This is a genomic window from Ruminiclostridium papyrosolvens C7 (assembly GCF_000421965.1).
Lineage (GTDB): Bacteria > Bacillota > Clostridia > Acetivibrionales > DSM-1351 > Ruminiclostridium > Ruminiclostridium papyrosolvens_A.
In genome coordinates this window covers 56,232-72,997 of sequence record NZ_ATAY01000085.1, presented here as the reverse complement: position 1 = coordinate 72,997, position 16,766 = coordinate 56,232, and the positions used below count along the sequence as shown (strand labels likewise).

The following is a 16,766-nucleotide window of genomic DNA, read 5'->3' as shown; positions in this document are numbered from 1 at the left end:
GGGTATTATCAAATACAATACATTAATAATGCAGTGAAATAATAACCCAGTGAAATAATAACCCAGGAATATTGGGAGAAACATATAACTAGCCTGTTCAATTCGAAAATGGACTGGCAGAAGTCTTAGAAGATAATCATGATCTATTCTTTAGCTTGGTCCAATGTACCCCATGCACATTTGCACAATAACATACCAAAAGAAAACGAAGTCAGACTTTTATAAACCTTAGGAGGAATCCGATGAAAGAACAATTTAAAAAAACATATTTAAAATTAAAAGAAAATGAATTGGTTCAGGATATGTTTGAATATAATGCACTGTCAAGTCCGGAAAAGATCGCACTTATCACATCAAATGGAAAGGAATATACATATCGGGAACTGAATGAGAGAGCGAATCAGCTGGCGTGGAAACTAATTGAATCCGGGGTCAAAGAGAATGATTTGGTTGGTATTATGCCAAATAGAGACGAAAAAATGATCGTTGCTATATTTGCTGTTTTAAAGGCAGGAGGAGCATATGTACCCATTGATCCCAGCTATCCCGCAGAGAGAATAGATTCGGTGATTAAGGAGTGTCAGTTGCAATTTCTCATTGGCAACAAAGTTTTTGACGGATTTCGAAACTGTTTTATAAACCTTGATTTCGATGAAACTGATTTAACGGTCGGAACTAATAATCCCGAGTATAGAGGCAGCAGGAATTCCTTAGCATATGTTATTTTTACTTCGGGATCTACAGGAAAACCAAAGGGTGTGATGATAAAGCAGGATTCACTTCTGAATTTTATTTACGATACTAAAAAGAGAAAACTGTTTCAAAGGAAGGATGACAGGACTATTTCTTTAACAACCATATCATTTGATGTATTTGCTTTTGAAACAATTGTACCTTTATGTCTGGGGTTATCGGTATATTTGGCGGATGAGAAGGAACAGTTGGATGTATCGATTGTTTCAAACAAAATTGTAAAGCATAAGATTACACATCTTGTAAGTACCATATCAAGATTGAAGGCGTTTGTTGAACACTCTGATTTTGCACCTGCTCTTATCCAATTAAGATGTATTATGGGCGGTGGAGAAAACTATCCGGTAGAATTAATGAAGTATCTACAGATGCACACTGACGCGAAGCTTTATAATCTTTATGGGCCGACAGAGACAACAGTATGGTCTACGGTGAAGGATATTACCAGGGAAAATAGTATTACGGTAGGCAAACCTATAGCAAATACACAAATATTTATAATAAATCCAACCGGAAAGATACAGCCCTATGGTGTGTATGGAGAGGTTTGTATTGCAGGATGTGGCCTTGCAGCAGGCTATCTGAATAACCCCGGGGAAACCAACAGCAAATTTATCAAAACGGAAGAACTGCCGGGAATTACCTTATATAGAACCGGTGACAGAGGACGTTTGTTGGAAAACGGTGAAGTGGATTTATCCGGAAGGTTGGATGATCAGGTAAAAATTCGAGGGTATCGGATAGAATTTGGTGAGATTGAAAACCAAGTTTTACAAATAGAACAAATAGGAATGGCAGCAGTAAAGGATTATACAGATTCCAACGGAAATAAGCAGTTAGCTCTATTTTATTCTTTAAGAAAGAGTCATGAGCAGTCAAAATGTGATCAGATGTATGTGAGAGCTTGCTTAAGAAAAAAACTTCCTGATTATATGATACCCACATATATTGAAATGTTGGAGCAGATGCCATGTCTGATCAGCGGAAAAATTGACCGCAGCAGACTGGAAATAAAAAAAACAAAACAACGGTGGCAAGAAATTGAAGGTTGTGATTCAAATCTGTCAACAAGTTTACTTGCCATCTGGAAAGATGTAGTGGATTCACAGGAAGTATCCATTAGGGACAATTTTTTTGATATAGGCGGTAATTCCCTGGCACTAATGGAAGTAAAAAAACGAATCTATGAGTTATTGGGCTATAATGTTTCCATAATTCAATTATTTGAATATCCCACTATTGAAGCGTTAACTGACATGTTGAATAAAAAAAATAAAAACAATAGGTCAACTATAGATAATAATCCAGCTGATAAAGAAAATGAAGCAATAGCGGTTATAGGATTAGATTGCAGATTTCCGGGAGCTGATTGTCCTGATGAATTCTGGCTCAATCTTGTATCAGGAATAGAAAATATTACATTCTTTACGGATGAGGAACTTGAAGAAGCAGGAGTACCGCGGAATATTTATACTCAGAATAATTACGTAAAGGCAAAAGGCTATCTTGAGAATGTTGAATATTTTGATGCAGATTTCTTTGGTTATTCATATAAAGAAGCCAATAGGATGGATCCACAACATAGGATATTTCATCAATGTATTTGGAGGGTGTTGGAAAATGCCGGTTACAATCCGTACGAATATGAGGGAAGGATTGGGTTATTTGCAGGCAGCAGTTCCAATTTACAATGGATGAGCCGTTTTTTTCAAAGTGATTCCATGGACTATTTTGAAATGATGACATTAAATGATAGGGATTTTCTAACCACCAGAATTTCGTATAAATTAAACTTAAAAGGTCCAAGCTTTAATGTACAAACAGCTTGTTCCACTTCTTTAGTAGCGATTCACCAGGCCGTTGAATCAATTCGAAGAGGTGAGTCGGATATGGCCATTGCAGGGGGAGTCTCCATCACCTACCCAAGAAAAAGCGGATATCTGTGGCATAATGGAATGATATTTTCAAAAAACGGGCATTGTCGCCCGTTCACACAAGAAGCATCAGGAACGGTTATGGGCAACGGGTGTGGTGCAGTTTTGCTTAAACCTCTTGGAAAGGCACTTATAGATGGAGATCATATCTATTCTGTTATAAAAGGTTCCGCAATAAACAATGACGGAAGTGATAAAATCGGATACACTGCACCGGGAATATCAGGTCAGAGAAATGTTATAGAGAGTGCACTTGCACAAGCCGGAGTGACTTCTGACCAGATCAGGTATGTTGAGGCACATGGAACTGGAACGCTGTTGGGCGATCAAGTAGAATTTGAAGCATTAAGACAAGCCTTTCATAGTGAGAAGGCAGAGTATTGCGCCATCGGATCCGTGAAAGGAAATATAGGACATTTAGAGGTGGCGTCAGGTGTAGCAGGTTTTATTAAGACATCACTTATGTTACGTAATAGAGTAATCCTTCCATTTATTAACTTCTCGAGTATTAATCCTCAGATTGATTTGATAGAAAGTCCCTTTTATATCAATACAGAATTAAAATCATTAGATGCAAATGAGGGAGTTTTACGGGCAGGAGTAAGTTCATTCGGTATTGGTGGGACTAATGCCCACATCATTCTGGAAGAACCACCTCATTATTTGGAAACTGACAGGGATGACGATTTTAATCTCCTTTTATTTTCTGCCAGAAGTGAGACTGCCTTGATGAATACATCAAAAGCTGTTATTGATTATCTTGTTGAAAATCATAAATTAAATTTATCTGATGCCGCATGGACTTTACAAATTGGCAGAATGCATTTTGAACATAGAAAGGCTGTTGTAGTCTGCAAACGGGATTTCTATGGAAAGAACCCGGACAATCTTATTTACCATACAGGGTATAAAGCAGGTAATTCAATGCAGACAGTTGTTGTGACAGTGCCGGATATGCAAAGCTATTATAAATCCATGGGGAAAGGTTTTATCGATTCAGGAAATGACAGTATACCGAAAATATACCGGATATATTTTAAGGAAGTGGTTTCATACCTTGAATGCGGGCTTAGAGAAGATTTTATGGCTTTTATTCAAGAAGATAAAGAGTTTGAGTCAGATATAAGCAAGATTTTTCAACGGTTATCGGTATTTGCCTATGGATATTCTCTTACCAAAACCCTGCTTGAGTTGAGCGATATGCCGGCAGCCTTTTTGACAGCAGATATTGGCAGACTAAGTGTCTTGGCGGTACTTGATGTGGTTCCTGTGAAAGAGGCCATAGCGATGATATTAAGCGATGAACTGCCAGCTGTCCCGGAAAATGTCACTTCAATCCCTGTATTTTATGATATAAGTGAGTGTGAGAGGAAGTATGGAAAATGTCTTTATATAGCATTAGATGGCAGTATACGGGATGAATATAGCTCTTTTTATAATGTCCTTGCGCAAATGTGGTGTTCTGGTATTGAGTTGGACTGGTATAGACTGAAAGGAAATGAGAGAAGATTAAGGGTTGCATTGCCTGGTTATGTGTTTGATAAAAAAAGTTTTGATAGTGAGGCATTGTTGCAGGACGCAAGTTTGAAGCCCGATAATACTGCTGTGGACAGTCAGAAGGAACCCCATGAGCTTACACGGGAAGACATTAGAAATGTTCTAAAGGATATTTGGTTAGAGACATTAGGAGTACAAGAGCTAAAGGATTCGGATGATTTTTTTGAATTAGGGGGACATTCATTAAATGCCATCATGTTAATATCAAAGCTACAGCATGAGATAGGTATCGAGCTGACACTGAAAGAAATGTTTGAATATTCCGAATTTCAGAAGATGGTAGACCGGATTTATTCTAATCTTGAGAGGATGGGAACAATACGGACATTAAAGCCTGCTGAGGAAAGGAACTATTATCCTGCTTCTTTTGCTCAGGAACGTATATATGCGGTTAATGGACTCTTAGGTGATGAGCTCCCATATAACGTATCTTCAGCATACCTTCTCAATGGAAGCTTAGACGTAAAAAGGCTGGAAACGGCTTTTGCAAGATTAGTACAAAGACATGAAGCCCTTAGAACAAGATTTAATATACTGAATGGCGAAGTGGTGCAAATCATTGATGACCAGTCCAGGTTGGATATCGAGTTTATAGCTTCAAAAGAGGAAGAGGCAGAGGGAGAACTTTATAAGGGTATACAAAAGTTTGATCTAGCAAAGGGGCCTTTGTTCAGGGTCAAAGTCATTTGTGTCTCCCCGGTAAAATATATCCTTTTGATGGATATGCATCATATCATCGGCGATCAAACTTCGGTTGATATATTGCTGAAGGATTTGGGGAATTTATATTCCGGGAGAAATCCGGAACCGCTGCCGATTCAATATAGAGATTTCTCACAATGGCAGAGAAAGCAGGCTGAAATGCAAAGTTTTGCAACTCAGCTTGAATATTGGAAAAACGAATATCTTGACGGAATACCGGTTGCGGAACTCTTTAGTGATTTTCAAAGGCCGGCTGTTATGGGATATGCCGGAGCGTCAATTTCATATAAATTTGATGAGAATTTTTCTGAAAAGATAAGCTGGTTTATAAATAATCATAAAATTACACCTTATATGCTGATGTTTTCTGCATTTAGCCTGATGCTCTCCATATATACGGGGCAATCGGATATGGTTATTGGTACCGCTGTTTCAGGACGCCGTGACCTTGAATTAGAAGCTGTAGTTGGTATGTTTGTAAATATATTGGCCGTTCGGGTTAAAATTGATGATACCATGACAATCAAAGCTTATTTACAATATATGAAAGAAAAATTAATAGGGGCATATGAAAATCAGGACTGCCAGTATGATGAACTGCTCAATGAGCTTGATGATAGACGGGATTTATCCAGGAACGGCTTATATAATGTATTGATTAACTATATTACTGTAGATGTGGACGCTGTAGCAATTGACGGTTTATCTGTCATTCCAAAGTACCTGAATGAGAAATTTACAAAAACAGATCTGGCTTGCGATATCATTGACGAGAACGGGAGATACACGGCGGTATTTGAATATTCAACAGCATTATATAAACGGGAAACGATTGAGGCCTTATCTCAAAAATTTAAATATATGTTAATGTGTTTAATAGATAATGAGGATCAAAAAATAGAACAATTAACTTTAATCAGTTCAGAAGAATCGGATTGGCTTGTACACCAATTAAATAATACCAACAGTAAGGCCCCTCTGGAGAAAACGGTAATTGATATCTTCGAAGAATGCGTGGAGCAAAATAGTACAAATACTGCGATTGCGTGGAATAGCCGACATATAAGTTATTCAGAATTAAACAGTATGGCAAATAAGATGGCAGAAAGGCTATGGGAGAGAAATGTCAGACACATGGATAGAGTGGCTGTCTTACTGGAACAAGGCCTTTTACAGCTTGTAAGTATTCTGGGAATCCTTAAGTGTGGTGCGGCTTATGTTCCGTTGGATACTGGTAATCCGGACAGCCGTATACAATATATGATAGAGGACAGTGGCTGTAATCTGCTCATCTCCAGTTCGAAATGGATTAATAAAGTTGACGGCAAAGTATCATATATTCTGGCGGATAATGATTACTATGAGTCAGACGGAAAGATGGATTTGCCAATAAAATTCTGTCATGCTCCAAAAGAGGCAAATGGTGATGACACCATCTATATTATTTATACCTCAGGTACAACAGGTAATCCAAAAGGCACCTTGATTTGCCATAAAGGTATAGTCCGACTGGTGAAGGATTGTAACCAGATGTCCTTTGAGCCCACGGACAGATGTTTAAGATTATTGAATTATGCGTTTGATTCTTCCGCTCTGGAAATCTTCGGAACTCTTCTCAATGGGGCAAGCCTGTTTATAAGTGATAAAGAAGGAGTCTCGGATGTCTCAAACTTGATAAAGATAATAAAGGAACAGAAAATATCGGTACTTATCATAACTGCTACATTGTTTCAAATGATTGTGGATCAGGATGTAACAGTGCTAAAAGGTCTTCGTAAAGTACTCATCGGGGGTGAGGCATTATCAGTGAGCCATATACGGCGAGCCTTAGAGGCTACCGGAAGCGGAAAACTGATTAACTCATACGGCCCGACGGAAACATCTGTTGCCGCATGCAGTTATACGATTGATTCCGTACCGGATAATACAGTATCTATTCCAATCGGTAAAGCTATTTCTGGTACCACAATCTACCTGATGGACAGGCTTGGACGTTTGGTTCCACCCAATGCACCGGGAGAAATCTATATAGGCGGTGAAGGTGTTGCCTCCGGGTATTTAAACAATATGGAATTGACAGTTAAAAAATTTGTTGCCAATCCATACGGAGATGGCTTGCTATACAGGTCAGGAGATCTTGCAAGAAGGCTTCCTGACGGAAATCTGGAATATTTGGGACGAATTGATGAACAGGTGAAAATTCGTGGATACCGCATTGAAACAGGTGAAATTGAAGCTGCAATCAAAGAGGTTGACGGTGTCACAGATGCTGCGGTAGTTGTCCGGGAAGATGGCGATGATAAAAAGATTTGTGCATATTATGTATCAAGTAAAGATATTGAAAATAATGAAATGTTACATAATTTAGCCGGCGTGTTGCCCCATTACATGATGCCGCAATCATTGATGCGGCTGGATACACTGCCTCTTACCCGAAATGGAAAACTTGACAAAAAGGCATTGCCGGATATAAAAATTGTCAATACACGTTTATACGAGGCCCCAGGAACACGTATGGAAGAGTTGATTGCCGGAATGTTCAAAGACATACTGGGAATAGAACAGATAGGTGTTAACGATAACTTCTTTGAATTAGGAGGTCATTCTTTAAAGGCTACAAAACTGGTAAACCGTATTGAATCGGAAACCGGAATACGTATTGGCTTGATGGAAGCGATCAAAAGTGCAACGGTGAAGTCCATTGCGGCTTTATTGGAAACCAAGTATAAATCAGAGGTAGGTCATGAAGTGGGAGCTTCCATGCAAGAGGCAGAAGAAAAAGGAGCATACCCCATGTCATCGGCACAGAAACGCATTTATTTCATACAGATGATGGAACGTGGAACGGTATATAATATTTCTCAGTGCCTGCGAATATACGGAGAAGTTTCCCCTGATAAGATGGAAGAAGCCTTAATGAAAATGACAGAGCGCCATGAAATACTAAGAACCAGCTTTATGATGAATGAAGGAGAACCGGTGCAATATATTCTTCAGGAGTACTCCTCGGATTTTGAATATATTAAAGACTTGGAGACAGAGGAATCAACCCTGATTAATCAGCTTATACAGCCCTTCGAACTTGAAAACCCGCCATTAATAAGAGTTAGACTTATAAAGAGAGACAGTCACCATATTTTGTTTATAGATATGCATCATATAATAGGAGATGGAATGAGTATTACAACATTCATTGATGAGTTCTGTTCTTTTTATAACGGGTGGGAATTGGAGTATCCGGCCCGGCAGTACAAGGATTACAGTGAATGGATGATTACCAAGGATATCAGCAAGCAGAAGGAGTATTGGATTAATGAATTCCGGGATGAAGTAACCGTGCTGGATATGCCGATAGATTATCCAAGGCCGCATAAACAAAGCTATAACGGAGCAACGGTGTTCAGAAAGACAGGGAACGTTCTGGGAGAGGGTATAAAGAAACTAGCGAAAGATACAGGAAGTACAGAGTATATGGTATTCCTTGCAACGGTAATGATAGTACTAAGCAAGTACAGCCGACAGGAAGATATTGTAGTTGGAAGTCCCATTAGCGGGAGAACTCATCATGATACAGAGCATATGCTGGGTATGTTTGTAAATACCCTGGCAATGAGGGGAAAGCCTGAGCAGAACAAGAAATTTTTTACGTTTATGGAAGGAATCAAGGAAAAGTGCCTAAAGGCATATGAGAATCAGGAATATCCCTTTGAAGAACTTTTAGAGAATATAGATATAAAAAAAGATATGTCAAGAAATCCACTGTTTGATGTAATGCTTGTACTACAGAATAATGAAACAAGGGAATATCATTTAGGAGAAGCAAAGATAGAGAATGTAGATATAGAGAGCAAAGTGGCAAAATTTGATTTGTCGTTCTCTATAAGTGAGGGAACAGAAGGATTTGATATATTTGTTAATTACTGCACGGATATATACAGCAAGGAAACGGCTGACGGTATCATAGATCATTATTTGGTGGTTCTTGAACAGGTAACGAAGAAAAATGATATGCTTCTGGGAGAAATTGAAATGATTACAGAGGCAGAACAGAAGAAAATCTCGGGGTTTAATGATTCTTCAATACCTTATACAGTCAAAAAGACCGTGATTCAGTTATTCGAAGAACAAGTGGAAAGAACACCAGATAATATCGCTTTAGAATATGGGAACCGGACATTGACCTATAATGAGCTTAATGAAAAAGCCAATAGCCTTGCATGGAAGTTAAGAGATATTGGAGTTGAGAAAGGTGATTTTATAGCAGTGATAATGGAAAGAAGTATTGAAATGATACAGGGAATCTACGGTATATTAAAAGCTGGCGGTGCATATGTTCCAATTGACCCTGCTTATCCGGATGATAGAATTTCTTATATCTTGGAGGACTGTAAACCCAAGGTAATTCTGACGGGTGAAGATGAGAAACTCATCAATTCTCGGTTTAGTGATTCGGTTATAATAAATTTAAAAGACGAAAGTATATGGGATGCAGATAAATGTAATCCTGATAATCAAAATACACTTACAAATGCGATCTACTGCATTTACACATCGGGAACAACCGGAAATCCTAAAGGTGTTGTTATTAAACATGGAGGTTTGGCAAATTTGCTTCAATGGATGCAGCACCAATACAGATTAAGTAAAGATGAAACAATTCTTTTTAAGACTCCATATGTATTTGACGTATCTGCAAGTGAAATATTTTGGTGGAGCGTTGCCGGAGCAAAACTTGTAATTCTGAAGCCCGGCGAAGAAAAAGAGATACCTGAAATTATCAATACAATTCATGAAAAAAGTGTTACAGTAGTTAACTTTGTTCCCTCTATGTTATCGGTTTTTGTTTCAGAACTGGAAGCAAATCAATTAAATATTAAACGCATAAGTAGTTTAAAATATATTATTTCAGCTGGAGAAGAACTAAATGTTGAGTTGGTTAATACATTTTATGAAATTTGTAATTCAAATAGCATTAATATCAGACTCGAAAATTTATATGGTCCCACAGAGTCCAGTATCTATACTACATATTACAGCTGTATTCCAGATTGCAGTAGAGTACCAATAGGTAAGCCTATCGGAAATACACAGGTTTATATTTTAGAAGGAACCAAACAATGCGGTATAGGTATCCCCGGTGAGTTATGTATTGCAGGTTCCGGTCTGGCTAAGGGTTATTTGAATCTGACTGAAATGACAGGGGATAAGTTTGTTCAAAATCCATATGATGAAGGAATAATATATCGTACAGGGGATTTGGCCAGATGGTTGCATGACGGTAATATCTGCTATATGGGAAGAATTGACGATCAAATAAAGATTAGAGGATTGCGGGTCGAATTAGGCGAAATAGAAACCGAAATAAGAAAAATTAACTATATTCAGGAAGCAGCAGTAGTAGCTCGTAAGGATAATACCGGTAGTGAGGCGATATTTGCATATTTAGTATCCAACCAGACGGTTAATATGCAGAACGTAAAGGAAGCACTAAGTAAAAGATTGCCGGATTACATGATACCCGCGTATATGTTACAAATTGAATCAATTCCAGTAACCGGGAATGGAAAACTTGACAAGAAAGCGTTACCGGATATTACGAAACCCAGTGATAAGGGATATAAAGAACCTGAAAATGATAAGGAAAAATTACTATGTTATTTATTCGGGGATGTTTTGGAGATCGAAAAAATTGGAATAAATGATGACTTTTTTGAACTTGGAGGAGATTCCATTAAGGCAATGAAAATAGCATCAATGCTACGGAAATTTAATTATACCGTGACCATAGCTGATATTCTTGCAGGTAAAAATGTCCGAAGGATAAGTAAAAGGATTACCATTGTGAATAAAGATATTGATGTAAAAGACAGTGCAGATAGTTCTCATAAAATTAATAGTATAGAAGAATTAGCTGACTATTTGGAACTAAAAAAAGAGTTGCATGAGCGTAGAGTCATGAATGGTGATGTACAAAGTACTTACAGACTTTCGCCGGTTCAGATGAGTACTTTGCATAGACAAATGCTGTGCAGTGGTACTGATTTTGTTATAAATCAACACATGGATGCGGATTTGCTTAAAACGAGCATACTTAATTTGATTAATACACAAAGTGTTTTAAGAAGCATTGCTGAAAAACAAAAAGATGGTATCCTGATAAAAGAGTTTGGTCAAATTGAATTACTAGATATCCCATTTATTGATATCAGCAGTTCCAATATTGATTTTAAGAACATGGTAACGAAATATATACTCGATACAATCTACCGGGAAAATGAAAGTATGAGATACGATAGCTTATTATATCGTATCATTGTAGTAAAATATGAAAGTGAGTTACTACGTGTGTTTATACCGTGCAATCATCTCATTTTTGATGCCATGAGTGGAGAAATTGCAAAAAGTAACATACTACAAGGGTATTATTCATGTAGTTCAATAAATAAATTGGAAAATCCGAGATACTCAAGCTATGCTCGGCAGATTTATAAGGGCCCGATTGGAATAAGTGACAAAGAGCTTGTTGATAGATTCGAGCTGAGACAATTTCATGAAGTTATTTTTAATTTAGCCGAAAAACATAAGCAAATGGATATTGTTCGAACAAAGATTTATTTGGATATACCCGATAAAATAACTCGGCTAAATGAACAAATGATATGGAATGTATCATATAAATTATTTTCTAAAATTATATGCTTGATTTTTTCTTTGGAAGTATTTCCGTTTTCATTATTAATTTTACAACGAAGATACGGGAATGAGGAGTATTATAATACCATGGGGGAATTTGTTGATATACTTCCTTTAATTGATACTTCAGAATGTCGGATTTCATTTGATGATATAAAAGAGAATATTAACTTTATGAGTGAGAAAAATATTAATTTTACATTATTATTTAGCGGAATCAAGATTACCGATAAATTTACGGAATCATATTCCCTCTGTGATAGCTTGGTAAAAGAGATGAATAATATGCCAGCATTTAATTTCTTAGGATTATATACGGAACAAGAAAATGCGGAGGAAGAGGAATCCGATGAAATGACAGATAAGAAATCACTTCTCATTAATATAGGTACTCGGAATCACAAATTTACTATTAATACATTTTGTTTCAAAGATAAAAGAGAATGGCTCATTAAGGAGTTACAGGATTATTTAAACAATCTTGATGAGTGGAAATAATGGGGCTCCACAAAAATGCCTATCACCTACCTGAATACTCCTCATACTGGGAAGTAAAATACTCTATTTTATGAGTAACTTTTTTCAGATGGTTATGCATTTCCTCAATTTGACTTTCAACGGTCTTTTTATGCTCTATGAGCAAATCACAACGCTGCTTCAGGGTTCCCTTTCCCTGAGCGCTCAGTGCGACGAATTCTCTGATTTGCTTAATGGACATTCCGGTATTCTTGAGGCAGCAGATAAGACCCAGCCATTCAAGGTCTTCTTCTGAATACCGACGTATTCCGCTTTCACTTCTGGATACATTAGGAAGCAGTCCTTCTCTTTCATAATAGCGTAAAACATGGGCCTTTAAATTTGTTTTTTCTGATACTTGCTTTATAGAATAGTCCATAAAAGATTCTCCTGTATTTTTAAATTACTATTGACTTAAAGTTTACGTTAAGGTTTACAATTTTATTATACTTAAAATATTAAGCTTCATCAACATGCTAATTGAAGATGGGGCCAAATAATTAAGTAAAAAATTAATATAATAATACTTGGGAAAATAACAGTAAGTGAGAAAGGAAAACGACTATGCTAAACTTTGATATGCACATACCTACCAGAATTATATTCGGTAAGGATACTCAAAAAGAGATAGGAAATTTGATTAAACCATATACGAAAAAAGCACTTTTACATTATGGCGGAAGTAGTATCAAGAAAAGCGGGCTATACGATCAGGTGGTTGCTTCTCTGAAGGAAAATAACATAGAATTTGTTGAGTTGGGTGGTGTAGTTCCCAATCCAAGGTTGTCATTAGCTGAGGAAGGGGCCGAACTTTGTAAAAAAGAAGGCGTAGACCTGATACTTGCAGTAGGCGGCGGAAGTGTAATAGATTCTGCAAAGGCGATAGCACTAGGCGCATGCAATGATGATATATGGAAGTTTTATGAAGAGGGTGGTGCGATTCAGGCTGCTCTGCCGGTGGCCACTATTCTGACAATACCGGCAGCAGGAAGTGAATCCAGCCCCCATACAGTAATTACCAACGAAGAAAAACAGATTAAAAAGGGATATGGTAGTAATTTCCTCAAACCTATTCTTAGTATAGTAAATCCGGAATTGTTTTTTACACTTCCTAAAAATCAAATCGCTAACGGAGTAGCGGATATGATGAGCCATATTTTTGAGAGATATTTCACAAATACCACTCATACAGACCTTACAGATGGATTGTGTGAAACAACTCTTAAAACCATTATGAAAAATGCATTAATAGTTTCGCAAAACCCTGAAAACTATGATGAGTGGTGCCAGGTTGGTTTTGGAGGTACTATAGCACACAATGACATACTTGGTCTCGGAAGAGCACAGGATTGGGCTTGTCATGATATGGAACATGAGCTGAGTGCCATATATGATATTGCACATGGTGCGGGCCTCGCAATATTAACTCCCGCATGGATGCAGTATGTTTATAAGACTAACATTAATATGTTTGTACAGTTTGCTGTTAATGTAATGGGCGTAGAGGGGAGCTATCGTGACCCTGATGCCATTGTAATGGAAGGAATCGCAAGACTCCGTGAATTTTATAAAAAAATGGGTCTTCCATCCACTCTCACAGAAATCGGTATAGAGGAAAGCAAATACGAGCTTATGGCCCAAAAAGCGACCGGTGAGGCATATGGTAGAGAACATTCAATCGGAGGCCTTAAAAAACTATACTGGCAGGATGTACTTGAAATATACAAGCTTGCAAAATAAAATTTAACTACTGTAAATAAACCTCAAACGGCTTGATAATCAGGCTTTTTGGGGTTTTATTTTATTTGTAGCCAAAATATTATAAAAATTGTTTATTTTATCGCTAAATTGCAAATAACTATTGCTAATATTAAAAATTTGATCGGTGATGATTTTATGTATAAAAAAGGCTCAAAAAAGTATAAGATGAACCATCCTGAAAATAGTGTTGGGCAAGCTGGTACTTCTCCTCAAACAAAAAATTTAACGGCATCTTTGGAGGAGAACATATCACTGTTCAAAAACATATTTAAGGATGATCAGACCCTTGTAACAAGGGAATTCCAGAATAAATGTGTTAAGGAAGCGAAGTGCTGTATTGTTTATATATCGGGAATGATTAATACAGAGGTTGTAAATGAAAATATCATTCAGCCTGTTCTACGTGATAATCTGTCGGAAGATATTGATGTTAAAAATCTGTTGGAAGCCCTAATGAAAAAGGTCATTGTGTCAAACAATGTTAAAATTGAAACAGATATCAATAAGATGGTGAGCTCTATAATTTCAGGGGATACCCTTTTTATTTTAGAGGGGTATGACAAATGTTTGGTCATTGGGTCCCAGGGCTGGGAAAAAAGGTCAATTATGGAGCCTGAATCCTCAAAAGTTGTGCGGGGCCCCAGAGAGGGTTTTACGGAATCGCTGATGGTAAACCTTTCGTTAATACGTAGAAAAATTCAAAACCCTGATTTGAAGTTCAAGTTCAGGGAAATGGGAGAAAGAACGCATACTTCCACCTGTATATGTTATGTGGAAGGTTTGGCAATAGAAGAAGTATTAACTGAACTTGAACAACGTTTAAATAAAATTAAAATTGATGGGATTTTGGATTCGGGTTATATTCAGGAGCTCATTAAGGACGCCCCATATTCTCCCTTTGAGACTGTAGGAGCATTTGAAAGACCTGATGTTGTAGCGTCTAAACTTCTTGAAGGGCGAGTTGCTTTATTTGTAGACGGAAGCCCGTTTGTATTAACAGTGCCATTTCTTGGCGTAGAGAATTTTCAGGCCAGTGAGGACTATTACAACAATTATATTTTCGCAAACATAAATCGTTTAATCAGAGGATTTACAGCTGTAACTTCCACTACTATACCGGCAATATTTTTGGCTCTTGTGACCTATCATCAGGAGATGCTCCCAACTCCCTTGCTGATAAGCATTTCTTCTTCCAGACAGGGTGTTCCATTTCCGACATCTCTTTCACTTTTTATTATGCTATTTATATTTGATATTTTAAGGGAAGTTGGTACAAGAATGCCCGGACCTGTAGGTCAGGCAGTAAACATTGTGGGAACACTGGTTTTAGGTCAGGCTGCAGTTCAGGCAAAACTGGTCAGTGCTCCGGTAATTATAGTAACCGCACTTACCGGAATTACAACATTGATAAACATGAACATAATTGGTTCCACTATTGTATTCCGTACGTTTTATTTGCTGGGAGCATCATTTCTTGGGATATACGGAGTACTGATGTGTATTATTGTCATGTACCTTCACATGATGAGTATTCGTTCTTTTGGGATTCCATACATGATGAATAGCACCCGGGCTAAAAACCATGACGGACAAGATGCCTGGATTCGTGCACCCTGGTGGGATATGACCCTAAGACCCAAAATTTACTCAAAGGATTTAACAAGACAAGTTTCTAATAAAAAAAATGGAAAAAATAAATGAAAAAATTTAAAAGAGTTGTTATGTCGATAATTATTTTCATAAATTTATTATTTACTGCCGGATGTTGGAATTACAGGGAATTGGATGACCTTGCCATTGTTGCGGGAGCAGCTATAGATAAAGGAGCTGACGGACAATATACAATAACAACCGAAATAGTTGAGGTCGATGGTAGTAATGATACAAAATCAACATCCAAACTGGTCTCCATGCGAGGAAAAACCATACTGGATGCTATAAGGAACGGAATATCAGTTACGGGAAAGAAGCTTTATTGGAGCCATTGCAAAGTCGCAATTTTAAGCAAAGAGGTAGCAGAAGAAGGAGTCACAACGGTACTTGATATTTTTATCCGGGATGCTGAAATAAGGAATGTTGTAAATATACTGTACTCACAGCAGGATACAGCCAGAGAAATACTTGAGGGACAGCAGACAACCGAAAGCATAAAATCATTTGCACTTGATAAAATATTAAAAAATGAGACCAGGCTAAGTAAGGCACCAAAAACAGATTTGCTGGATTTTAGTATAGAATTACAGACTAAAGGGACTTCAACGGTAATTCCTGCGGTACATCTTGAGGATGTAAAGGGGAGTATGATTCCTCGTGTAGCAGGTGCTGCTATCATGAAAAATGATAAAATGGTCGGTGAACTAGGTGAGGAAGAAACAAAAGACCTGCTTTTTGTAAGGAACGAAGTGAAGGGCGGAGTTCTGGTTAGAGATAAGGAAGTAGGCTTATCGGCTCCTATATCTTTGGAAATATTCGGAAACAAAACAAAGGTGAAACCGGTTGTCGAATCCGGAAAGCTTAAATTCAAGGTAGAAATAGATGCAACTGTGGGAATCGATGAAATCGAAGGAAATGAAAACTTTATTGACGATAACGCAGTGAAAAGACTGGAAGCAAGTACTTCTAAAGAAACACAAAAAAATGTGGAAGAATTAATTAAGAAAATTCAGTCAGAATATGGTACTGACATATTTAAGTTTGGCGAGAAGCTCAGAGAAAAGGACATAAATAAATGGAAAAGCGTATCAGATAAGTGGGAAGAGGTTTTCAGAAATTCAGAAGTAGATGTTGATGCCAGAGTGCATGTAAAAAACAGTGCTTTATTATACAAAACGTTAAAAAAAGGTGGGTAAA

General features: G+C 37.4%; 5 protein-coding genes. 4 read left to right on the top strand and 1 reads right to left on the bottom strand.

Annotation, left to right across the window (positions count from 1 at the left end):
• The first annotated feature begins 242 nt into the window (after window positions 1–242).
• Complete coding sequence (locus L323_RS40620) at window positions 243–12,137, top strand: non-ribosomal peptide synthetase (protein WP_020816593.1); 11,895 nt, start codon at window positions 243–245, stop codon at window positions 12,135–12,137.
• Between the two features lie 22 nt (window positions 12,138–12,159).
• Here the strand turns inward: L323_RS40620 and L323_RS36265 are convergent, their stop codons facing one another.
• Complete coding sequence (locus L323_RS36265; RefSeq protein ID WP_020816592.1) at window positions 12,160–12,534, bottom strand: MerR family transcriptional regulator; 375 nt, start codon at window positions 12,532–12,534, stop codon at window positions 12,160–12,162.
• Between the two features lie 185 nt (window positions 12,535–12,719).
• Here L323_RS36265 and L323_RS36260 point away from each other — a divergent pair, with 185 nt between their 5' ends.
• From L323_RS36260 to L323_RS36250, 3 genes are all read left to right on the top strand, one after another.
• Window positions 12,720–13,895: an iron-containing alcohol dehydrogenase gene (locus L323_RS36260; RefSeq protein WP_020816591.1), complete on the top strand. Its 1,176-nt coding sequence runs from the start codon at window positions 12,720–12,722 to the stop codon at window positions 13,893–13,895.
• A gap of 156 nt (window positions 13,896–14,051) precedes the next feature.
• Entirely contained in the window at window positions 14,052–15,617 is a 1,566-nt protein-coding gene (locus L323_RS36255) for a spore germination protein (RefSeq protein ID WP_038276068.1), read from the top strand.
• Window positions 15,614–16,765 (top strand): Ger(x)C family spore germination protein, encoded by a 1,152-nt coding sequence (locus L323_RS36250; protein WP_020816589.1) that lies wholly within the window; start codon window positions 15,614–15,616, stop codon window positions 16,763–16,765. The genes L323_RS36255 and L323_RS36250 overlap by 4 nt, the downstream gene beginning before the upstream one ends.
• The last annotated feature ends 1 nt before the right edge of the window (window position 16,766 follow it).